At 72.6% G+C, this 21,049-nt stretch carries 22 protein-coding genes; 11 read left to right on the forward strand and 11 right to left on the reverse strand.

All coding sequences use genetic code 11. The annotated features are described in order from the left end of the window. Positions 1 to 1,771, reverse strand: a 1,771-nt coding sequence (locus tag DLJ59_RS28215; RefSeq protein WP_148096975.1) for a tetratricopeptide repeat protein, incomplete at its 3' end; no start/stop codon positions are given. A 188-nt stretch (positions 1,772 to 1,959) separates the two neighbouring features. On the opposite strand from DLJ59_RS28215, the gene DLJ59_RS28220 reads away from it, so the two are divergent. Then, a complete protein-coding gene (locus DLJ59_RS28220) occupies positions 1,960 to 2,991 on the forward strand; it encodes an SIS domain-containing protein (protein WP_124776247.1) in 1,032 nt (343 codons plus the stop codon). Positions 2,992 to 3,016: 25 nt separating this feature from the next. Then, a complete protein-coding gene (locus DLJ59_RS28225) occupies positions 3,017 to 4,609 on the forward strand; it encodes a PAS domain-containing sensor histidine kinase (protein WP_124776213.1) in 1,593 nt (530 codons plus the stop codon). A gap of 56 nt (positions 4,610 to 4,665) precedes the next feature. Here DLJ59_RS28225 and DLJ59_RS28230 read toward each other — a convergent pair whose 3' ends face one another. Continuing rightward, positions 4,666 to 6,168, reverse strand: coding sequence for a glycosyltransferase family 39 protein (locus tag DLJ59_RS28230; RefSeq protein WP_244236280.1), 1,503 nt, complete (start codon positions 6,166 to 6,168; stop codon positions 4,666 to 4,668). A 361-nt stretch (positions 6,169 to 6,529) separates the two neighbouring features. Here DLJ59_RS28230 and DLJ59_RS28235 point away from each other — a divergent pair, with 361 nt between their 5' ends. From DLJ59_RS28235 to DLJ59_RS28250, 4 genes are read left to right on the forward strand one after another with little or no spacing between them, the layout of a single operon-like run. Continuing rightward, positions 6,530 to 8,242: a nitrite/sulfite reductase gene (locus DLJ59_RS28235; RefSeq protein ID WP_124776217.1), complete on the forward strand. Its 1,713-nt coding sequence runs from the start codon at positions 6,530 to 6,532 to the stop codon at positions 8,240 to 8,242. Continuing rightward, a complete protein-coding gene (locus DLJ59_RS36710) occupies positions 8,239 to 8,400 on the forward strand; it encodes an IS1 family transposase (RefSeq protein ID WP_124776219.1) in 162 nt (53 codons plus the stop codon). The genes DLJ59_RS28235 and DLJ59_RS36710 overlap by 4 nt, the downstream gene beginning before the upstream one ends. After that, on the forward strand, positions 8,397 to 9,158 hold the full coding sequence (locus DLJ59_RS28245) for a phosphoadenylyl-sulfate reductase (RefSeq protein WP_124776221.1): 762 nt from the start codon (positions 8,397 to 8,399) through the stop codon (positions 9,156 to 9,158). The genes DLJ59_RS36710 and DLJ59_RS28245 overlap by 4 nt, the downstream gene beginning before the upstream one ends. Then, positions 9,140 to 9,985, forward strand: coding sequence for a sirohydrochlorin chelatase (locus DLJ59_RS28250; protein ID WP_124776223.1), 846 nt, complete (start codon positions 9,140 to 9,142; stop codon positions 9,983 to 9,985). The genes DLJ59_RS28245 and DLJ59_RS28250 overlap by 19 nt, the downstream gene beginning before the upstream one ends. Before the next feature lie 92 nt (positions 9,986 to 10,077). Here the strand turns inward: DLJ59_RS28250 and DLJ59_RS28255 are convergent, their stop codons facing one another. Further along, a complete protein-coding gene (locus DLJ59_RS28255; RefSeq protein WP_007072794.1) occupies positions 10,078 to 10,335 on the reverse strand; it encodes a WhiB family transcriptional regulator in 258 nt (85 codons plus the stop codon). 446 nt (positions 10,336 to 10,781) lie between these two features. Then, positions 10,782 to 11,732, reverse strand: a complete 951-nt coding sequence (locus tag DLJ59_RS28260; RefSeq protein WP_124776225.1) for a diacylglycerol/lipid kinase family protein — start codon at positions 11,730 to 11,732, stop codon at positions 10,782 to 10,784. A 43-nt stretch (positions 11,733 to 11,775) separates the two neighbouring features. On the opposite strand from DLJ59_RS28260, the gene DLJ59_RS28265 reads away from it, so the two are divergent. Further along, positions 11,776 to 12,165 carry a hypothetical protein gene (locus DLJ59_RS28265; RefSeq protein WP_124776227.1) on the forward strand — a complete coding sequence of 130 codons (390 nt, stop codon included), beginning with the start codon at positions 11,776 to 11,778 and terminating at the stop codon, positions 12,163 to 12,165. Positions 12,166 to 12,187: 22 nt separating this feature from the next. On the opposite strand, the gene DLJ59_RS28270 is transcribed toward DLJ59_RS28265, so the two are convergent. Genes DLJ59_RS28270 through sodN form a run of 3 tightly spaced genes read right to left on the reverse strand, consistent with a single transcriptional unit; the run spans position 12,188 to position 13,600 of the window. Continuing rightward, on the reverse strand, positions 12,188 to 12,592 hold the full coding sequence (locus tag DLJ59_RS28270) for an ATP-binding protein (RefSeq protein WP_124776229.1): 405 nt from the start codon (positions 12,590 to 12,592) through the stop codon (positions 12,188 to 12,190). A 31-nt stretch (positions 12,593 to 12,623) separates the two neighbouring features. Further along, the gene (locus DLJ59_RS28275) at positions 12,624 to 13,199 is read right to left on the reverse strand and encodes a GNAT family N-acetyltransferase (RefSeq protein WP_124776231.1); all 576 of its coding nucleotides are present in this window, start codon (positions 13,197 to 13,199) and stop codon (positions 12,624 to 12,626) included. Further along, positions 13,196 to 13,600: a superoxide dismutase, Ni gene (gene sodN / locus DLJ59_RS28280; protein WP_124776233.1), complete on the reverse strand. Its 405-nt coding sequence runs from the start codon at positions 13,598 to 13,600 to the stop codon at positions 13,196 to 13,198. Before sodN ends, DLJ59_RS28275 begins: the two co-directional genes overlap by 4 nt. A gap of 84 nt (positions 13,601 to 13,684) precedes the next feature. Between sodN and DLJ59_RS28285 the strand changes: the two genes are divergently transcribed. The 3 genes from DLJ59_RS28285 (at position 13,685) to DLJ59_RS28295 (ending at position 16,395) form a co-directional block, all read left to right on the forward strand. Next, positions 13,685 to 14,035, forward strand: a complete 351-nt coding sequence (locus DLJ59_RS28285; protein WP_244236281.1) for a S26 family signal peptidase — start codon at positions 13,685 to 13,687, stop codon at positions 14,033 to 14,035. 145 nt (positions 14,036 to 14,180) lie between these two features. Continuing rightward, the gene (locus tag DLJ59_RS28290) at positions 14,181 to 15,359 is read left to right on the forward strand and encodes an NAD(P)-dependent malic enzyme (protein ID WP_124776235.1); all 1,179 of its coding nucleotides are present in this window, start codon (positions 14,181 to 14,183) and stop codon (positions 15,357 to 15,359) included. A gap of 73 nt (positions 15,360 to 15,432) precedes the next feature. Beyond that, positions 15,433 to 16,395, forward strand: a complete 963-nt coding sequence (locus DLJ59_RS28295) for a zinc-binding dehydrogenase (protein WP_124776237.1) — start codon at positions 15,433 to 15,435, stop codon at positions 16,393 to 16,395. Between the two features lie 100 nt (positions 16,396 to 16,495). On the opposite strand, the gene DLJ59_RS28300 is transcribed toward DLJ59_RS28295, so the two are convergent. Together DLJ59_RS28300 and DLJ59_RS28305 are read right to left on the reverse strand one after the other, a co-directional pair. Beyond that, positions 16,496 to 17,464, reverse strand: a complete 969-nt coding sequence (locus DLJ59_RS28300; protein WP_124776239.1) for an alpha/beta hydrolase family protein — start codon at positions 17,462 to 17,464, stop codon at positions 16,496 to 16,498. A gap of 49 nt (positions 17,465 to 17,513) precedes the next feature. Continuing rightward, positions 17,514 to 18,425 (reverse strand): alpha/beta hydrolase family protein, encoded by a 912-nt coding sequence (locus DLJ59_RS28305; RefSeq protein WP_124776241.1) that lies wholly within the window; start codon positions 18,423 to 18,425, stop codon positions 17,514 to 17,516. Between the two features lie 157 nt (positions 18,426 to 18,582). On the opposite strand from DLJ59_RS28305, the gene DLJ59_RS36715 reads away from it, so the two are divergent. Beyond that, positions 18,583 to 18,756 carry a hypothetical protein gene (locus DLJ59_RS36715; RefSeq protein ID WP_167493902.1) on the forward strand — a complete coding sequence of 58 codons (174 nt, stop codon included), beginning with the start codon at positions 18,583 to 18,585 and terminating at the stop codon, positions 18,754 to 18,756. A 36-nt stretch (positions 18,757 to 18,792) separates the two neighbouring features. Here DLJ59_RS36715 and DLJ59_RS28310 read toward each other — a convergent pair whose 3' ends face one another. Beyond that, positions 18,793 to 19,908: an acetate/propionate family kinase gene (locus tag DLJ59_RS28310; RefSeq protein ID WP_124776243.1), complete on the reverse strand. Its 1,116-nt coding sequence runs from the start codon at positions 19,906 to 19,908 to the stop codon at positions 18,793 to 18,795. After that, on the reverse strand, positions 19,905 to 21,049 hold a 1,145-nt coding region (gene pta, locus DLJ59_RS28315; protein WP_124776245.1), incomplete at its 5' end, for a phosphate acetyltransferase. The genes DLJ59_RS28310 and pta, both read right to left, overlap by 4 nt.

A 21,049-nucleotide genomic window follows, 5' to 3' on the forward strand; every position in this document is an offset into this window, starting at 1 on the left:
GTCGGGGGGAGTGGGCGCCCAGGAGTTCGGTGGCCAGCGCCGCGGTCGCCGGGTCCAGCTGCGGGGCGGCGAGCGCCAGGTGAGCCAGCGAGGCGACGATCGGGACCGGTCGGCTGCGTGCCACGGCAGCCGCGTCGGCCAGCCGATCCGCCACCACCCGGGCCACGTCCGGCCGCACCGACGGATCCACCCAGGCGGCGGTGACCAGGGCGAACAACGCCGCCTCGGTGACCCAGTCCTCGACGCCCCAGATCAGATCGAGCAGCACCCGGCGTCGGGCCGAGCCCTCCCACGGCTCGTCGGTGCGGTGGTGCAGCAGCCCCAGACAGGCCCACACCTGCACCCCACGGACCCAGACCGACGGGTCGTGGGCGGCCAGCAGCCGACCCACCCCGTTGGCCGGTGCCGCCGGCGGGTGCACCAGCAGGCCGAGCAGGTCGGCCAGATCGAGGCCGGCCAGGCCCACCGCCGCGTCGTACGCCGCCGGTGGGTGCGCCCACGCCGGGTGGGCGATCTGCCCGATCCGTTCGACCGCCGCCGCCGACGGTGCCGCCACCGCGGGCGTGGGGACGGTGTCCGCGTAGTGCCACAACCGTTGAGCGGACGCCCGTCGGGGCTCGCGCGGGTCGGGCTCCGGCGCGCCGACAACCTCGATCCGCAGCCCAGGGGCTGTGGAGATCGCCGTCCCGACCGCGCTGGGCGGTGCGGCGGCGGGTAGGCGTACGGCACCGCCGAGACCGTTGTCGTCATTGGCCACCGCCTGACGCATCGCGTCGATCAGCGGCCCGCCGGCCGGGGTGAGCTGGCCGAGCCAGGGTCGGCCTCGGCAGCACTGGGCCAGGTCGCCGTGCTCGTGGCTGTCGTCCGGGTGGTCCCGCACGAAGTCGGCGAGCGCGACCAGGTGCGCGAGGTCACCGTCGCGCAGGTGCCGCAGGCGGTGGGCGGTGTGCACCGCACAGTCGAACGACGGATCGCGCGCCAGCGCCCGCTCGATCCACTCCAGCGCCTCGTCCAGTCGCCCGATCTCGGCCAGGGTGCCGGCGATGTCCGCATAGATCGCCAGGTCGTCGGGGTCCAGCTCGACGGCCCGACCGAGGGCCGCGAGGCCGTCGCGGGTCCGGCCCGAGCTGCGGTACGCGTACCCGAGCCACACCTCGCCCATCTTCGAGGGCTGGGCGCGTACCCCTCGGGTGGCCCAGCGGACCGCCAGTTCGGCCTCGCCGAGGCGCCGAGCCAGTGCGGACGCCGCGCCCAGCAGCAGACCGTGTTCGGGGTGCACGGTGGCCGCGTTGCGGGCGAGGGTGAGGTACGGGGTCAGCGGGGCCCGGCCGATCCGCGGCACCGGGTCGGGCAGGGCGGCGCAGATCTGCATGAGGACGCGGGCGATGTGCTCCGGGTCCAGTCGTTCGGCCAGCTCGGGCGCGGTTACCCAGGGCACGCCGGCCCACTCGGTGCCGGGTGCGTACGCCGTCGCCGCGGCCAGCAGCTCCAGCCCTTCGGCGGGGCGCCCGGCGGTGGCCAGGAGGTGGGCGCGGGCGACGACCGCACCGACGAAGGTGTGGTGGTTGATCGGGAAGAGGTCGAGGCCGCCGCCGTTGGTCGCGGCGAGCCGGGCCAGCGTCTCGTGCACCTCCGGGAGGGTGGGGGCCTGTGCCAACGCGCCGGCGAGGTGGCCGGCGGCGTGGTGCAGGTCGCCCTCGTCGAGTGCCAGCCGGGCCAGCGCCAGCTCCTCCGTCACGGAGAGCGCGGGATCGTCCGTTCCCTCAGGCACGTCGTCCTCTCGTGGCAGCTAGACCGGGTGCGGCGGCTCAAGCTTAGTTGATATTGAGATCAACTGGTGATCACCTGCGCGATCCTGCTCGTTCAATTGCTGAGATACGGTTAAAAGTGCAAGACTGAGCAAGAATCGCGCGGCAAACGCGCAGGGGAGGGGCTTCCGTGACACGTGCAGGGGCTGGAATGGCCGCCGACATCGACGAGCAGCCGGCTGGCTACGCACGCCTGCTCTCGGCTGCCAACGCCGCCGAGATCGCCCGGGTGGCGGCGGTCATCGCCGAACGTCGGCCACGGCACGTGGTCTTCACCGCGCGGGGCACCTCCGATCACGCGGCGCTCTACGGGGCCTACCTGACCGAGATCCGGCTCGGCCTGCCCGCCGGGCTCGCCTCGCCCAGCGTCGTCACCCTGTTCGGGGCCCGCCCCGACCTGTCCGACGCGCTGGTCGTCGGGGTCAGCCAGAGCGGTGGCTCGCCCGACCTGGCCGAGGTGCTGCGCGCCGCCCGAGCGTCCGGGGCGCTGACCCTCGCGGTCACCAACGCCCCCGACTCGCCGCTGGTCGACGTGGCTGAGCTGAGCGTCGACATCGCCGCCGGGCACGAGCGGGCAGTGGCCGCCACCAAGACGTACACCGCCGAACTCCTCGCCCTGTTGATGCTGGTGGAGGGGATCCGGGCCGGCGACGGGGTGCTCCCGAAGGCCGAACGGGAAGCGCTCGACGCGCTGCCCGAGCTGGCTGCCCGCACCCTGGCCGACGGCACCCCGGCTCAGCTCGCCCCGCGCTACCGGTTCGCCCGCCAGTTGGTCACCACCGGCCGGGGGTACGCCTACCCGACCGCCCGGGAGGCCGCGCTGAAGCTGATGGAGACCTCCTACCTGCCGGCGCTCGCCTTCTCCGGCGCCGACCTGCTGCACGGCCCGCTCGCGATGACCGACCCGGAGGTCCCCGTGCTCGCCGTGGTCGGCTCCGGCCCCGGTGGTCGGTCGATGGGCGAGGTGCTGCCCCGCCTCGGCGAACGCCGCGCCGACGTCGTGGTGGTCGGCTCCGCCGACGTGCCGGGCGCGACCCGGCTGGCCGTTCCCGAGGTCGACGAGCGGTACGCCCCGCTGCTGGACATCCTGCCGATGCAGCGGTTGGCGCTGGCCCTGGCGCTCACCCGAGGCGAGGACCCGGACGCGCCGCGCGGGTTGAAGAAGGTCACCGCGACGATGTGAGGCGCGGCGTGGCACCCTGGTCACCGTGTCCACGCTGCGCGACCTCGCCGAGGAGCACACCCATCTCCGTCCGGCCGACATCGACCACCTGCACCGGATCGCCGGCGACTGGCAACTGCTCTCTGACCTGTCCTTCGCTGACCTGCTGCTCTGGGTGCCGGTCGACGCCGACGGCACCTTCCTCTGCGTCGCCCAGGTCCGTCCGACCACCGCACCGACCGCGTACCAGGACGACCAGGTGGGCCGGATCGTCGGCGGGCCGGAGGTGGCCCACCTGGGGGTGGCGTACTCGCAGGGCCGGATCTGGCGGGAGGGCGACCCGGTCTGGTACGGCGACGTGCCGGCCCGACACGAGGCGATCCCGGTTCGGCTGCGTACCGCCGAGGGGGAGGCCGGCGAGGTGATCGCCGTGGTGGGGCGGGACACCAACCTCTCCACCGCGCGTACGCCCAGCCAACTGGAGCTCAACTACCTCACCACGGCCGACGACCTGGCGCAGATGATCGCGGACGGCACCTTCCCGCCGCCGAGGCATCCGGGCGAGACCACCTCGGCGCCCCGGGTCGGCGACGGTCTGGTCCGGCTGGATGCCGGCGGCAAGGTCACTTACGCCAGCCCGAACGCGCAGTCCGCGTACCGCCGACTGGGCTACGCCGCCCACCTGGTAGGGGAGGACCTGGCGGCTCTGCACCGCCGGCTGGCCGGTGACCCGCTGGATGGCACCGAGGCCTCGAACGGCATCCTGGCCGCGCTGCGCGGTGAGGCGCCACCCCGCCGGGAGATCGACGCACGAGGTGCCACGATGCTCACCCGGGCGCTGCCGCTGATGCCGGCCGGGGTGCCGATCGGAGCGCTGGTGCTGGTGCGGGACATCACCGAGGTCCGCCGCCGGGACCGGGCGCTGATCACCAAGGACGCCACCATCCGGGAGATCCACCATCGGGTGAAGAACAATCTCCAGACGGTGGCCGCGCTGCTGCGGTTGCAGGCCCGCCGGGTGGCGATGCCGGAGGCCCGTGTCGCGCTTGAGGAATCGGTCCGGCGGGTCGCCTCGATCGCCCTGGTGCACGAGACGCTCTCCATGTCCAGCGACGAGGCGGTCGAGTTCGACGGCATCGTCGACCGGGTGGCCAGCGCGGCGACCGAGGTCGCGGCGACCGAGGTGAGCGTCGGCATGCGCCGGCGGGGCAGCTTCGGCGTACTGCCGGCGGAGATCGCCACCTCGCTGGTGATGGTTCTCAACGAGTTGCTGCTCAACGCCGTCGAGCACGGCTTCCCGCCGGCCGAGGAGGCGGAGGAGGCCCCGGTGGCCGCCGCCTCCGGCATGGTGCCGGTCGCCGCTCCCGAGGTGGACCCGTCGCTGCGGCCCGAGGTGGTGGTCTCGGCGCACCGGTTCCGCAAGATGCTGCACGTCTCGGTGACCGACAACGGCCGCGGCCTACCGCCGGACTTCGACGCCGAACAGGGCAGCCGGCTCGGCCTTCAGATCGTCCGAGCCCTGATCACCGGGGAACTGCGCGGCACCATCGAACTGCGGGCCGGCGCCAACGGTGGCACCGAGGCCGTGCTGGTCATCCCGCTGGCCCGCAGCGCCCCGGAGGGCCGCTCACAACCCTGACCCCCGCCCGCGGCCGTCCCGCCCGGTTGGTCCACGGCCCGTGCGACCGAGGTGGGTCAGCGACCGGGGCGGCCGGTCAGCAGGGCGACGGTGAGGCCGGGGCGCTGCCAGACCTGCGTGACGTTGAAGTCGGTGCGTAGCGCGTCGCCCTTGGCGCCGGCCACGGCGGCCAGCGGCTCGGCGTGCCGGCCGGAGACGACGAGCCACACCCGTGTCGTACCGGCCAGGCACTGCGCTGGCTGGGCGCACTCGGCCGCCCACAGGTCGCCGCGGCGCACCTCGTCCTCGGTGACCAGCACGTCGCGTGGCGGGTCGCTGAGGTGGTACTCGATGCCGAGGTCGAGGAAGAGCCAGCTGTGCCGGGGCGAGTAGACCACCGCGTCGCCCGGCCGTTGACCGTCGGCGATCACCCGTGCCGCCCCGGCGTAGTCCACCGGCGCGCTGCGCGGCCACTCGTGGGTCCGGCGCAGCGCGGCCTGGTCGGGTAGGCCGAGCAACCCGGCCAGGACCACCACGACCAGCGCGGCCGGTGCGGTCACGGCGGCCAACGCCGCGCCGGCCAGCAGGCACGCGAAGGGCACCACGAAGACCAGGTACCGGGGCACCCACAGCGGTACGACAGTGCCGGCGGCGAAGAGCAGGAGTACGGGCAGCAGCACCGCGCTGACCGGCAGCACCGCGCGTCGCCCGAGCCGAGCCGCGCCCAGCGCCGCGACCCCGACCAGCAGGCCACCGACCACGCTGCTCTGGGTGACGCCACCGGGCAGCGCGGTCAGGTCGTCCAGCCGGGCCAGGTGAACCCAGTTCAACTGCCGGGACTGCTGGGTCCGGGCCTTGACCAGCAGCGGACCGGCCAGCAGCACGACCGGCAGCACGGCGACCAGCCACCGCCACACCCGCCGGTCCCGCCCGGCGTCGGGGTGCGCGGGGGTGGCGATGCCGGCCGGGCCACGCCACCAGGCGATGAGGACGACCAGCGCGTGGGCGGCGAGCACTGTGAGCGCGATCAGGTGAATGAGCCCGAGAGCGGCGACGGCGGCGGCGTAGCCGGCCCAACGGGCCCAACTCGGTCGACGCAGCGCGGTCACCAGCAGCAGGGTGGCGAGCACGGCGAGCATGGTGGCCAGCGCGTACGGGCGAGCCTCCTGCCCGTAGCGGGAGGTGCCGGGGAGCACGGCGAACAGCAGCCCGGCGAAGAGGCCGCCGCGCCGGTCGACGAGCCGCGCGCCGAGCACGGCGAGCAGCCCGGCGGCCACTGTCATCGCCAACACGGCCGGTACGCGCAGGGCGATCGTGGAGTCGCCGAAGACCCTCGTCCAGCCGTGCATCAGCAGGTAGTACGGCCCGGTGGCGGCGTCGATGGTGCCGGCCAGTCGGGCCAGGTCGCCGGGCGACCGGGTGGCCGCGCTCCACGTCGCCAGCTCGTCGCGCCAGAGCTGGGCGGAGCCCAGCCCGGTCACTGTCACCGCCAGGGTCAACAGCGCCGGGGGGAGCCAGACCGGCAGGCGGCGCAGGTGCGCCCACGCCGTCCCAGCCGACCTCTCGGACAATTGCCCCACGCTCCGAGCCTGCCACGGCCACCCCCTCCGCGGGCGTCGGCCGGCGGCCTCGTCCATAGGTGGTTGAAAGACCTTCGGCCCGTGATGTGGGATCCAGCACGCGGACGTTGGCCGGCCCCGTTGGGGTGTGGCAGCATGGGCCCATGACCGCCGCAGTCGTCCGCCGCTTCGTGGCACGCCGCCACGTCGATTACGGCCGCGTGCGCAGCGCGATCTGTCCGGCCTACTGACGACGCCCGACCAATCCGTCTCGGGCGCGCTCCGCGCCGGCTGTCTCCGACACCGTTGTCCCGCCCGCTTCGCCGGGCCGGCCGCCGCGCCCCGCGTAACCGAGGCACAGCAGACAACGGAGGACGCCGCGATGGCGGTCAGCAGCATCCCGGCCCGTTCCGAGGATCCGACGGCTCGCCCGACCCGAGCGCCGCGCCGGCCACGGGGCGAGGGCCAGTGGGCGCTCGGCCACCGCGAGCCGCTCAACCCCAACGAGCGGATCAAGAAGGACGACGACCCACTCAACGTTCGGGCCCGCATCGAGAACATCTACGCGCACGGCGGCTTCGCCTCCATCGACCCGCAGGACCTGCGGGGCCGGTTCCGCTGGTGGGGCCTCTACACCCAGCGCAAGGCGGGCATCGACGGCGGACGCACCGCCGTGCTGGAGCCGCACGAGCTGGAGGACGAGTTCTTCATGCTCCGGGTCCGCATCGACGGCGGCCAGCTCAGCCTGGCCCAGCTGCGGGTGATCGCGGACATCTCCCGGGAGTTCGCGCGGGACACCGCCGACATCACCGACCGGCAGAACATCCAGTACCACTGGATCCGGGTCGAGGACATGCCGGAGATCTGGCGCCGGTTGGAATCGGTAGGCCTGCAGACCACCGAGGCGTGCGGCGACTGCCCACGGATCGTGCTGGGCAGCCCGGTCGCCGGGGTGGCCCGGGACGAGCTGCTCGACCCGACCCCGGCGATCGACGAGATCGTCTCCCGCTACATCGGCGACAAGCAGTTCTCCAACCTGCCCCGCAAGTTCAAGACGTCGATCTCCTGGCTGGTGGACACCCCGTACGAGTCGAACGACATCGCCTTCCTCGGCGTCGACCACCCCGAACACGGCCCCGGCTTCGACGTCTGGGTCGGCGGAGGTCTCGCCACCAACCCGATGCTCGCCAAGCGGCTCGGCGTCTGGGTGCCGCTGGCCGAGGTGCCGGACGTGTGGGCCGGGGTGGTCGGGATCTTCCGCGACTACGGCTACCGCCGACTGCGCAACCGCGCCCGGCTGAAGTTCCTGGTGGCCGACTGGGGCGTGGAGCGCTTCCGTGAGGTCCTGGAGAAGGACTACCTCGGTCGTACGCTGCTCGACGGCCCGGCGCCGAGCCTGCCGTCGAAGCCGATCGACCACGTGGGCGTGCACGAGCAGGCCGACGGGCGGCACTACGTGGGCGCGGCCCCGGTGGTCGGGCGGGTCTCCGGCGCGCAGCTCAGCCAGTTGGCCGACGTGGTCGAGGCGCACGGCAGCGACCGGGTGCGGCTCACCCCGTACCAGAAGCTGCTGGTGCTCGACGTGCCGTCGGAGCGGACGGAGTCGCTGGTCGACGCGCTGCGCGGGATCGGGCTGGAGGCCCGGCCGTCGGCCTGGCGGCGCGGCACGATGGCGTGCACCGGCATCGAGTACTGCAAGCTCGCCATCGTCGAGACGAAGGCCCGCGGCGAGGAGTTGGTGGCCCGGCTGGAGCAGCGGCTGCGTGACTTCGACGCCGACATCTCGATCCACATCAACGGCTGCCCGAACGCGTGCGCACGCACCCAGGTGGCTGACATCGGTCTGAAGGGTCAACTGGTGGTCGGCCCGGACGGCCGGCAGGTCGAGGGTTTCCAGGTGCACCTGGGCGGCGGGCTGGGCATGGCCCAGGGGCAGACCGCCGGGTTCGGCCGCAAGTTGCGCGGCCTGAAGACCACCGCCGACGAGCTTCCGGAGTACGTGGAACGGCTGGCCCGCCGCTACCTGGCCGGCCGGAGCGAGGGCGAGACGTTCGCCAACTGGGTGATCAGAGTCGACGAGGAGGAACTGCGGTGAGCAGCGAGAACCGAGCGGCACCTCTGTACTGCCCGTACTGCGGCGAGGAAGATCTGCGGCCGCACGAGGCGGGGCACGGCGCCTGGGAGTGCCACGCCTGCACCCGGGTCTTCTCGGTGAAGTTCACCGGGCTGCTCAGTCGGACGGTGACCTCATGAGTCTCGTCTCGGCCGCGAGCCTGCGCCTGGTGGGGCCGGGCGGCGCGACACCGGCCGACCCGGCCCGGCGCAGCCCGGACGAGCTGCGGGCGCTGGCCGAGCGGGCCGCTCGGGACCTGGAGGGCGCCCCGGCGCTGGAGATCGCCCGCTGGGCGGCGCAGACCTTCGGTGAGCGGTTCTGCGTGACCAGTTCGATGGCCGACGCCGTGTTGGCGCACCTGGTGTCCCGGGTGGCCCCCGGGGTGGACGTGGTCTTCCTCGACACCGGCCTGCACTTCCCCGAGACGCTGCGGGTACGCGACGAGGTCGCCCGGACGCTGCCGGTGAACGTCCGGTCGATCCGGCCCCGGCTCACCGTCGGCCAGCAGGACGGCCAGTACGGCCCCCGGCTGTTCAACAAGTCGCCGGACGACTGCTGCCAGCTGCGCAAGGTGGAGCCGCTGGAGCGGGCGCTGACCGGGTACGACGCCTGGGCCGCCGGTCTGCGCCGGGACGAGTCCCCGACCCGGGCCAACACCCCGGTGGTGACCTTCGACGCGCGCCGCGGCAAGGTCAAGGTCAACCCGATCGCCGCCTGGTCGCAGCGGGATGTGGACGCCTACATCGCCCGGTTCAACGTGCCGGTCAACGAGCTTTTCAAGCAGGGGTACGGGTCGATCGGCTGCTGGCCGTGCACCCGCCGGACGAAGGCCGGCGAGGACGCGCGGGCCGGCCGCTGGGCCATGTTCGAGAAGACCGAGTGCGGGCTGCACGTCTGACCTCTCCGGGGACGCCCCTGACCGGTGTGGCCGGCGGGGCGGACCCGGTGGTGCTGGTGGCGCACGGCAGTCGTGATCCACGAGCGGCCGATGCCACCCGGGCTCTGGCTCGGGCGGTGTCGGCCGCCCGGCCGGGCACACCGGTCTGGGCGAGTTGGCTGGACCACACCGAGCCGGGGCCGACCGAGGTGCTGCGTGAGCTGGCCGTGGCCGGTCACCGCCGGGCGGTGCTGGTGCCGCTGCTGCTGACCGCCGCGTACCACAATCGGGTGGACATTCCGGCGGCGGTCGCCGCGGCGACGCAGGCTGGGCCACCGCTGGCGGTACGGATGACTGATGTGCTCGGCCCGGCGGACGACACGCCCGATCCGGCGCTGCTGGCCGGGTTGTGCCGTCGGCTGGGCGAGACCCGTCCGGGTGGCTTAGACGCGTTGCGTTCGGGTGGCTCCGACGCGTTGCGTCGGGGTGGCTTTGACGCGTTGGTGCTGGCCGCGGCGGGCACCCGGGACGCGCGGGCGCGCCGTTCGGTGGGCCGGGTCGCCGATGCGCTCGGCGTGGAGTTCGGGGTGCCCTGCCGGGTGGCGTACGCGTCGGCGGCTCCACCGGCGGCTGGCGTGGCGGTGTCCCGGCTGCGGGCGTCCGGCGCGCGTCGGGTCGCGGTGTCCGCGTACTTCCTGGCACCGGGGTTGTTCCATGACGCGGTGGTCGAGGCGGCCGGTGCGGCGGGTGCGGTGGCGGTGGCGGCGCCGTTGACCGACGCACCGGAGTTGGTCGAGTTGGTGCTGCGTCGGGTCGACGAGCGGCCCGTGTCGGCGTCGACTGGATGACCAGTGGTGCCGGCCCGGTGTATCCGGTGCCGGAGACAGCGGAACGCCCCGGCGGGCGAACCCACCGGGGCGTACAGCTGTGTCGTTGGGGATCAGGCGGAGTGAGCGCGCAGCACCCGGAGACCGCCGCGCCGCTTGACAGCGCGCCGCTCCTCCTCGCTCATTCCGCCCCAGACGCCGGCGTCCTGACCAGACTCGAGTGCCCACTGAAGGCACTGGTCGGTCACGGAGCAGCGCCTGCAGACGGCCTTGGCCTGCTCGACTTGCAGGAGAGCCGGTCCGGACGTCCCAATCGGGAAGAACAGCTCCGGGTCCTCGTCGCGGCAGACAGCATGGTGACGCCAGTCCATGGCGGCAACACTCCTCATTCTGGATGGGTGGCAAATATTGCTTGTCGTGCTTTCCCTATATGCATCCGCAGTGCCGAGGTGACAGTTAGCGTTCGTCTATTCGGCAGTGCGTGAGCAGGCGGTTAGCGCCGGGGACGTGCTGGAACAGCTCAACCTGACGAGCATATCCAGGCAATGTCCCGGTAACTCAAGTTCGCTTGTGAATACTTTCACGAACAGTCGCGATGTCAAGGGTGACGCTCGGAAAAACTCCAAGCGGTGAGCAAGCCCACAACCCGTTTGTCCGGGTTTCCGTGCTTTCCCGGTTACCCGGTGTGCCACAGCCGAGGATCAATATAGTACAGTCCGCGTGACATTGCTGACATTTCCGGCACCTGCCCCTCGGTGTGGCGGCGACCAGGCCGATCGGTGTGGCCACCGTGTCAACCAAGGGCAGTACCCGAGACCTAGCAGATTACTCTCAGTGCGGCGGGAACGGAGGTGAATCTGACTTTCTCCCGCTCGCCGAGATAGTCCCCGTCGAGCTGGAACGCCTGCGGGCGGCTGGAGACCAGGGTGAACTCCGCCGTGTCATGGAGTCGTAACACCTGCCGACCGTGTGGATTCGGCTGCCGGGACAGGAACTGCGTCACTGTCCGTGTTGTGCTAGCCACCCGGAGCTGACGCAACGCCAGCACATCAAGCCCGAGGTCGAACGACGCCTCCGGGTTCGGGTTGACCTCCCGGTCGCCCAGGTACGTCCACGGAGCCGTGTTCTGGATGATGACGGTGGCCAGCTCGGCCTCCGCCGGCTCGCCCGGACGCTCCAGGACGATCGCGGGGTGCCGGCGGTCCGAGGCGAGGAAGTACTGGTTCATGATCGAACGCAGGTAGAGCGACGGCGTGGACACCCGACCCTTCCGTCGGGCCTGCTCCACCCGGTGGATCACCGCGGCGTCCAGGCCGAAGCCGGCGCAGAAGGTGAAGTAGCGGTCATCGGCGCGGCCCAGCCCCACCGTCCGGCTCCGGCCCAGCCGCAGCCCTTCCAGGATCATGCTGGTCGCCTCCGGCCACTCCCGGGGCAGCCCCACAGCGCGGGCGAACACGTTTGTCGAGCCGCCGGGGACCGTCGCCAGCGCGGGCAGCCGCTCGGCCATCGGAGCATCGCCGGCGCGAGTTGGTGGTTCGGCCGTCATCAGGCCGTTCACCACCTCGTTCACCGTGCCATCGCCACCCAGGGTGACGACCAGGTCAACCCCCTCGGCGGCTGCCTCCCGGGCCAGAGCCACGGCGTGCCCGCGCCGACGGGTGTAACGCACGCTGAGATCGACTTCGCTGCGCAGCGCCCGGACGAGCACGTCCCGGCTGCGTTCGCTGGTGGTGGTGGCCTTCGGATTGACCACCAGGACGGCCCGCATGGGCGGCACTGTACCTTCCGACGGCCCGGGTATCGTGGCGCGCGTGACCATCGACTCGGCCCCGATCCCCGTCACGCTCCGCTGGGCGGTCCGCCTGCTCTGGGCAGAGGCGGCCGTCGTCGGGCTGGTCGCCGTCTGGCTGATCTGGGCCGACCTCACGGCCACCCGCACCGACCTGCTGGCGGCGTTGCTGGTGACCGGGTTCGCGATCGGGGCGGCGGTGGTGCTCTGGGCGCTGGGCCGCGCGCTGCTGCGCCGTCAGGCGGGCGCACGCGCCCCCGCCATCGTGCTTCAGCTGATGTTGCTGCCGATCGGTTGGTTCATGATCCAGGCAGGGTTGGGCTGGCTGGGCGTGCCGCTGATGGCGCTCGGCCTGGGCGTGGGCTGGCTGCTGGTCTGCCCTCCGACCACCCGCGCCCTCGGCTTCGAGTGACCGCGCCGGTGGGTCGGGCCGCTCAGTAGCCGCCGGAGCGGCGGGTGAGCAGCGCGATCGTGGCCCGACCGTCAGCGGACGTGGCGGACGCCGAGGTGGTCAGCGCGGTGAGCACCTTCCAGGCGAAGGACGACTCGGCGGGCAGGGTGGCGCCGCGCACGGTCGGCACCGTCACCTCGACGGTCAGCGCGTCCTCGGTGACCGCGAAGCGGCACTCCAACTCGGCGTCGCGGGTGGCGATGGCGAGCAGCATGGCGCACGCCTCGTCGACCGCGATCCGCAGATCCTCGATCTCGTCGAGCGCGAACTGCAACCGGGCCGCGAGACCGGCGGTGGCGGTGCGGAGCACGCCGAGGTAACCGCCGTCGGCGGGCACCGTGAGGTGCACCACGTCATCGGTCGCTGGCTGGCCAGTCAGTTGAGTCACGCTCATCCCCCCGGTCGGGGACTCTACCCGGTCAGCCGTCCGTACGCGTGCCGGCGGTGGTGGCGTGATCGGCAAGCTCGCGGAGCGCGTCGCCGCTGAGCCGGTAGGGAACCCACTCGCTCATCTGCTCGGCGCCGATCGAGGCGTAGAAGCCGGCGGCCGGGTTCCAGTTGATCATCCACCACTCCAGCCGCCGGTAGCCGCGTCGTACGCAGATGTCGGCCAGCGTGGCGAGCAGCAGTCGACCGGCTCCGGTGCCCCGCGCGGCCGGCCGGACGTAGAGGTCCTCCAGGTAGACGCCGTGCACGCCGGCCCAGGTGGAGAAGTTGAGGAACCACAGCGCGAAGCCGATCGGCTCGTCGTGCTCGTCCACCGCGACGTGCCCGAACAGCGCCGGAGCGGTCGTACGACCGCTCCAGCTCGGCGCGTCTGACGCCACGCCGCGACCTGGAGCAGTCGTAAAGAGGGCCGAGGTCAACTGCTCGGCGGTGAGGTGGCACTGCTCCGGGGCGCGTTCGTACTCGGCCAGCTCGTGCACCATGGCGACGACGGCCGGCACGTCCTCGGGACGTGCCGGCCGGATCGTCGGGATGACCGGAGTGGTCACGCCTTCTTGGTCTCCCAGAAGATCTTCGAGATCTCGTCGATCTTCGCGAGCAGCTTGTCGGCGGTGGCCGGGTCGAGGCTGCCCTTGACGCCACCGGCGCCGGCGAGCTTGGTGGCCTCGTTGAACAGGCCGTGCAGGTTCGGGTACTTCTCGAAGTGCGGCGGCTTGAAGTAGTCGGTCCAGAGCACCCAGAGGTGGTGCTTGACCAGCTCGGCGCGCTGCTCCTTGATGATGACGGCGCGGGTGCGGAACTCCGGGTCGGTGTTCGACTGGTACTTCTCGCAAATCATTTTGACCGACTCGGCCTCGATCCGGGCCTGAGCCGGGTCGTAGACACCGCACGGTAGGTCGCAGTGAGCGCTCGCGGTGACGCGGGGCGCAAGGATGCGCGGAAGTCGCATCGGGATCCTCCATGGGAAGTTTGCGATGATCAAAGGCGACATTACTCCTGGGGATGCTCCCCGAACCGGGTGGAGGTGAAACCAGTGGCCGCCGATCACCCGGCTGAGGCGCCCCGGTTGCGGAGGCCGCTGACCGCCGTACTGGTGACCGGCCCGTCCATGGCCCCGACGCTGCGGCACGGCGACGCGGTGCTGGTTCGGGTCGGTGGCCGCCCGATCCGGGTCGGTGACGTGGTGGTCGCGGTCTTCCGGACCCGGCCCGATCTGCTGGTGGTGAAGCGTGCGGTCCGGTCGCAGGACGGCGGCTGGTGGCTGCGCGGTGACAACGACCTGATCACCGACGACTCCCGGGCGTACGGGGTGGCCGACGTGCGCGGACGGGTGGTGGCCCGCTACTGGCCCCGCCCGGGACGGGTGCCTCGTCGCCAGTTATGACCCTGCTCACATCCCGGGGGTGGTGTCGACACTATGCTCGGAAAGTGCCCGGGTGACCCCCCGCACCGCGTGCCACCGCTCGCCGCCCACCTCGCGGCGGGGTCGGCCGCCTCACATCTGCTCGACAGATCCTGGAGTCACCACCATGTCTTCGTCCACCGTGGACCCCGCTGATCCCGTCTTCCAGCTGCACCGGGGCGGCAAGATGGCCGTCACCTCGACAGTGCCGCTCACCAGCCGGGAGGACCTCTCCCTGGCGTACACCCCGGGGGTGGCCCGGGTGTGTGAGGCGATCGCCGCCGACCCCGCCCTGGTCGACGAGTACACCTGGGTGTCGCACACGGTCGCGGTGGTCACCGACGGCTCGGCGGTGCTCGGGCTGGGCAACATCGGGCCCCGGGCCGCGCTGCCGGTGATGGAGGGCAAGGCGGTGCTGTTCAAGCAGTTCGCCGGGGTGGACGCGGTGCCGGTGTGCCTGGACACCCAGGACGTGGACGAGATCGTCGCGGTGGTGCGGGCGCTGGCACCCTCGTTCGGTGGAATCAACCTGGAGGACATCAGCGCCCCGCGCTGCTTCGAGATCGAGCGTCGACTCGACGAGGCGTTGGACATTCCGGTCTTCCACGACGACCAGCACGGCACCGCGATCGTGGTGCTCGCCGCGCTGCGCAACGCCGCGACGTTGCTCGACCGCAAGCTCGGTGACCTGCGGGTGGCGGTGAGCGGCGCGGGCGCGGCCGGGGTGGCGGTGACGAAGATGCTGATCGCCGGGGGCGTCAACCCCGACCAGGTGGTGGTCTGTGACTCCAAGGGGATCATCGGCCGGCATCGCACTGAGCTGACCGGCACCAAGGCCGAGTTGGCGGCGAGCACCAACGCCGACGGCCGCCACGGCGACATCACCGAGGCGCTGCGCGACGCGGACGTGCTGGTCGGGGTCTCCGGCGGGCAGATCCCCGAGGCGGCGGTGGCTCAGATGGCGCCCGGCGGGATCGTGTTCGCGCTGGCGAACCCGACCCCCGAGGTGCACCCCGAGGTGGCCGCCCGGCACGTCGCGGTGGTCGCCACCGGGCGCAGTGACTACCCCAACCAGATCAACAACGTGCTGGCCTTCCCCGGGGTGTTCCGCGGTGCGCTGGATGCCGGTGCCACCAGGATCACCGAGGCGATGAAGGTCGCCGCTGCGGACGCCATCGCCGGTGTGGTGGCCGAGTCGCTGACCGCCGACGCCATCGTGCCGTCCCCGCTCGACCCGCGCGTCGCGCCGGCCGTGGCCGAGGCGGTCGCCGAAGCCGCCCGCCGCGACGGCGTCGCCCGCCGGTAACCCGCGTATTCGCCGGGGCGCTCCGGCGCAGCCTGCGCCGGGTGCCTTCTTAACGAGCGCTCAGCTTGTTACCGTGCCGATCATGCGTGCTGCCTTTGCCTCCCGTTTCGACGACGCCGACCCGCTCGCCGCGCTCACCGTCGGCGAGCGGCCCGAGCCGACCCCGCCGGCCGACGACTGGGTGACCGTGCAGTTGCGGGCCACCTCGCTCAACCACCACGACCTCTGGTCGCTGCGCGGGGTCGGTCTCACCGAGGCCCAGCTGCCGATGATCCTCGGCTGCGACGCGGTCGGGCTGGACCCGGAGGGACACCCGGTGGTCGTGTACCCGGTGGTCGTCACCCCGGGTGACCCGCGCGGGGTTTCCATCCTCTCCGAGCACTTCGCCGGAACGCTCGCCGAGCGGGTGGTCGTACCCCGGTCGAATCTGGTCCCGCTGCCCGACGGCATGGCGGCGACCGACGCGGCGTGCCTGCCCACGGCCTGGCTGACCGCGTGGCGGATGCTGACCACCAAGGGCCGCGTCGCGGACGCCGACAGCGTGCTGGTCCAGGGCGCGGGCGGTGGCGTGGCCACCGCGGCCGTCGCGCTCGCCGTCGCGATGGGCAAACGGGTGTACGCGACCAGCCGCGACGCCGGCAAGCGGGACCGGATCTCGGCCCTCGGCGCCACCGCGATGGAACCCGGTGCCCGGCTGCCGGAGCGGGTCGACGTGGTGATCGAGACGGTCGGCGAGGCCACCTTCGACCACTCGCTGAAGTCGGCCGCGCCGATGGCCCGGATCGTGGTCTCCGGCGCCACCTCCGGGCACGAGCCGTCCATCAACCTGCGCCGGGTCTTCGCCATGCAGTTGGAGATCCTTGGCACCTCGATGGGCACGCCCGGTGAGCTGTACGAGCTGCTGGCGTTCTGCTCCGACAACGAGGTGCGCCCGGTGGTGGACAGCGTCGTGCCGTTCAGCCGGGTCGAGGAGGGCTTCGCCCGACTGCACTCCGGCGACGCCTTCGGCAAGGTCGTCATCGACCACACCGCCTGACGCCCGCCCAGCCGACCGTCGGTTGGTCGACCGGCGGTCGGTGGGCCGGCGGTTGGTCGAGCGGCGGTTGGTGGGCCGGCGGTTGGTCGAGCGGCGGGCCTCAGAGGTGGTCGTCGAAGGTGGCGATGTCGCCGCGCGTCGCGTCGGTGGAGATGCGCTTCCTGGCGTCCGCGTCGCCGTAGAGCGACCAGCGCAGGAACTCGACCGAGGTGTCCGAGACCACCCGCAGCGTGGCGCCGTCGCTGAGCAGCGCCCGCCCGTGGTCGCCCTTGGGCAGGCTCAGCATGGCCTTCGGCCAGGGCACCTTGTCGTACGCCGCCTTGCCCGCCGCGTACTCGACCACCTCGTCCAACTCGCCGTGCACGAAGAGCTGTGGGGCGGCCGTGCCGGCGAACGCGGTGCCCACGCCGAGCGCCGTGCCGGCGAACACCACGCCCGCGTCCAGCCGTTCGTCCCGGCTCGCGGTGAACAGGCCGATGGTGGTCACCCCGCCCGCCGAGTGCCCGGCCGCGGCCACCCGCTCGCCGTCCAACCGGCCGCGCAACGCGTCGCCGGCCTTGCCGTCCAACGCCAACACCTGATCCAACGCGTACGACACGTCGGCGGGCTGGTTGAGCACGTCGAGGACGTTGTTGTCAGCGCCCCGGGAGGTGTGCGGGAACGTCGGCGCGGCCACCACGAAACCCGCCGCCGCCCAGCGGGTCAGCAGCGTGGCGTAGTCGTCAGGCCGCCCACCCAGGCCGTGACTGAACATCACCACCGGGAACCGGCCCTGCGCCGCCGCCGCCGACCGTTTGGCCGCGCCGCCGGACTGCCCGGCCGCCGGGTACCACAGCGTCGTCGGCAGCGCGCGGCCGTCCCGGTCCAGCTTCAGCTGTCGTACGCCGACCGCGAAGGTGTTCTTCGGCGCGGCGCCGGCGGGAACCTGCGGTGTCGGCGTGGCGGCGGCGCTGGGCTCGACCGGTGGCGCCTGCCCGCTCCGGCTGGGGTGGGTGTCCGCTGAGCAGCCGACCAGACCGGCCATGAGCACGGCGCTGGCCAGCAGTGCGGGAGTGACGCGTCGCGACATGAATCCGATTGTGCCCTGTCCGGTGGGCCTGCTCCCCATGCCCGGCGGATCAGTGGGCCGGACGGGACTCGTAACGGGTCAGGGTGGGGGAGTGGGCGTCGGCGGGGAGGCGGGCAGCGGCGGCCCGGTCGCCGTAGAGGGTCCAGCGCAGGAAGTCGGTGGTGGTGGCGAGGACCGGGCCGAAACCCGGGTGACCCGGCGTGAGGTATTCGCCGTGGTCCTGGTCGAGCAGGCTGAGGAACGCGGCCGGTCCGGGGGTACGCGCGTACGCCGCCCGGCCGACCGCCACCGGCACCACCGGGTCGGCGGTGCCGTGCACGAAGAGCACCGGTGCGGCCGGCCCCGCGAAGCTGCCCGGCACCCCGCCACCGGCGATCACGATCCCGGCGCGCAATCGGGCCGGGTGGCCCTCGCTGAACATGCCGGAGGTGGTGAAGCCGCCCGCCGAGTGCCCGGCCGCGGCGACCGACGTCAGGTCCAGGTGCCCGGCGAGGGGATCGGCGCGGCTGCGGTCGAGGCCCCCCAGATACCGGATCAGTCGCCAGGCGTCGGCCGGCTGGTGGCGTACGTCGGCCCGGGTGAAGTGCGCGGCGCCCGCTCGGGTGTGCGGATACGCGGGTGCGGCCACCACGAAACCGGCCGCCGCCCAGCGGGTGGTCAGGTCGGCGTGCAGCTCGGGCCGGCTACCCAGGCCGTGGCTGTAGATCACCACCGGGAACCGCCCGGCCGCCACCAGACCGGCCGCCACCTGACCTGTCGACGCCGGGTACCAGATCGTCACCGGCAGGGGGCGCGCCGAGCGTGGATCGAGGGTGAGCGTACGCACGCCGACGGCGTACGACCCCTCGGGCGCTCGACGTGCCGGCAGTGGCCCGGTGGCCCCGCCCGCCACGGCCGTGGCCGGCGCGCAGCCCGCCAGCAATGCTGTCACCAGTACGGCCAGCAGCCGCCCCGCCCCCATCGTTCCACGGTAGGTGCCCGGGAGGGCGTAGCAGCCCCGCCGTCCGGCTCGGGTGCACCCGCCACCCGGTCGGGTCGCCTCCGCCGGCCGGGTCCACCCCCGGGGTGCCGCGGGCCGGGGACGGTGCCGCGTGACCAGCTTCGCTAGGGTCACCGACATGGCTGAGAACTACACAGACCCCAGCGGCAACACCGAGGCGTTCCGCGCCTTCACCCAGACACCGGAGGCCGCGGCGCCAGCGGAGGCCCCGTCCCGCCTGCCGCTCATCATCGGCGCGGCAGTGGTCGTCGTGGTGCTGGTGGCACTCGTCACCTGGTTGGCGGCCGGCTGATCCGTCACCTGGTTGGCGGCCTGGCCGATTGAGTCGTCAGGCCGCGCCGACCACGTCCCTGGTCTGCCGGGCGATCTCCCGCTCCTCGTCGGTGCGGATGACGCAGACGCTCACTTCGGCACCATCGGGCGAGATCAACCGGTCGCCGTCGCCGTCGTTGCGGGCGTCGTCCACGCTGATGCCGAGTCGGCCCAGGCCGGCCAGCGCGGCGGCCCGCACCGGCGCGGCGTGCTCGCCGACCCCGGCGGTGAAGGTGATGGCGTCGACCCGGCCGAGCAGCGCGTAGTACGCCCCGACGTAGCCGGTGATGCGCCGGCAGTACACGTCGAAGGCCAACGCCGCCGCCGGATCACCGGCCGCCCGACGCTCCAGCACCTCGCGCATGTCGTTGACGCCGGTCAACCCGAGCAGGCCGCTGCGGTGGTTGAGCAGGTCGTCGATGTCGTCCACCGACAGCCCGCCCTCCCGGCGCAGGTGGAAGATCACGGTCGGGTCGATGTCGCCGCTGCGGGTGCCCATCACCAGCCCTTCGAGGGGGGACATGCCCATCGAGGTGGCGACGCTGCGACCGTTCTCGACAGCGCACGCGCTGGCCCCGTTGCCCAGGTGCAGGGTGATCGTGTTGACCTGCTCGTACGGCCGGCCCAGCAGTTCGGCGGTGCGGCGGGACACGTACGCGTGCGAGGTGCCGTGGAAGCCGTACCGGCGGATGCCGTACCGCTCGGCGGTGTCCCGGTCGATCGCGTAGGTCGCGCCGGCGTCCGGCAGGGTGTGGTGGAACGCGGTGTCGAAGACGGCGACCTGCGGGACGTCCGGCAGCGCCGCGCGGGCCACCTCGATGCCGGCCAGGTTGGCCGGGTTGTGCAGCGGGGCGAGTGGCACCAGGTTCTTGATCGCGGCCAGCACCGCGTCGTCGATCAGCACCGGCGCGCTGAACGTCCGACCGCCGTGCACCACCCGGTGCCCGATCGCGGCCAGCCCGGTCAGGTCCAGCCCGGCCAGGATCTGCCGGACCGCAGCGGTGTGGTCCTTCGGGCCGCCGCCGGGCTCACCGATCCGCTCGACGAGGCCGTGGTCGAGCGCCCGGTCACCGTCGTAGCGGCGCCACTTCACCGACGACGACCCGCAGTTGAGCACCAGCACCTGACTCACGAGGCCTCCTCGGTGGCCGCCTGGATGGCGGTGATCGCCACCGTGTTGACGATGTCCGGCACGCCCGCGCCCCGGGACAGGTCGTTCACCGGTCGGCGTAGGCCCTGCATCACCGGGCCGACGGCGATCGCCCCGGCGGAGCGCTGCACCGCCTTGTACGTGTTGTTGCCGGTGTTCAGGTCCGGAAAGATGAAGACAGTGGCGTGGCCGGCGACCGGGCTGCCCGGCAGCTTCGTCGCCGCCACCGCCGGGTCGATCGCCGCGTCGTACTGGATGGGCCCCTCGACCAGCAGGTCGGGCCGGCGCTCCCGGACCAGCGCGGTGGCCGCGGCGACCTTCTCCACGTCCGCGCCGGCACCGGAGCTGCCGGTGGAGTACGACAGCATGGCCACCCGGGGTTCGATGCCGAACCGGGCGGCGGTGTCGGCTGACGAGATCGCGATGTCGGCGAGCTGGGCCGCGTCCGGGTCGCGGTTGACCGCGCAGTCTCCGTAGACCAGCACCCGGTCGGCGAGCAGCATGAAGAAGACGCTGGAGGCCACCGAGACGTCCGGCAGCGTACGGATGATCTCGAACGCCGGCCGGATGGTGGCGGCGGTGGTGTGCGTCGCGCCGGAGACCATGCCGTCGGCGCGGCCGGTGGCCACCATCAGGGTGCCGAAGTAGTTGGGCTGCGCCACGATGTCGTGCGCCAACTCGGCGGTGACGCCTCGGTGGGCGCGCAGCCGGGCGTACTCGGCGGCGAAGTCGTCACGCCACCCGCTGGTTTCCGGGTCGACCAGGTGCGTGTCGCCGAGATCGATGCCCAGCTCCCGGGTGCGCCGGGCGATGTCGTCCGGCCGGCCGAGCACTGTCAGCTCGGCCACTCCACGGCGCAGCAGGATCTCCGCCGCCCGCAGGATCCGCTCGTCGGTGCCCTCCGGCAGCACCAGGTGCCGGGGCTTCGAGCGGGCCCGGTCAATCAGTTCGTTCTCGAACATCAACGGGGTGACCCGCGTCGACCGGCTGACCCGCAGCCGCCGGGCCAGGTCGTCGGTGTCCACGCAGCGCTCGAACGCGCCGAGCGCGGCCTCCACCTTGCGGGGATTGGCCGCGCTGGGCCGGCCCTCGATGCGACTCGACGCGGCCACCGTGTCGTAGG

Source organism: Micromonospora inaquosa, from assembly GCF_003857055.1.
GTDB lineage: Bacteria > Actinomycetota > Actinomycetes > Mycobacteriales > Micromonosporaceae > Micromonospora > Micromonospora inaquosa.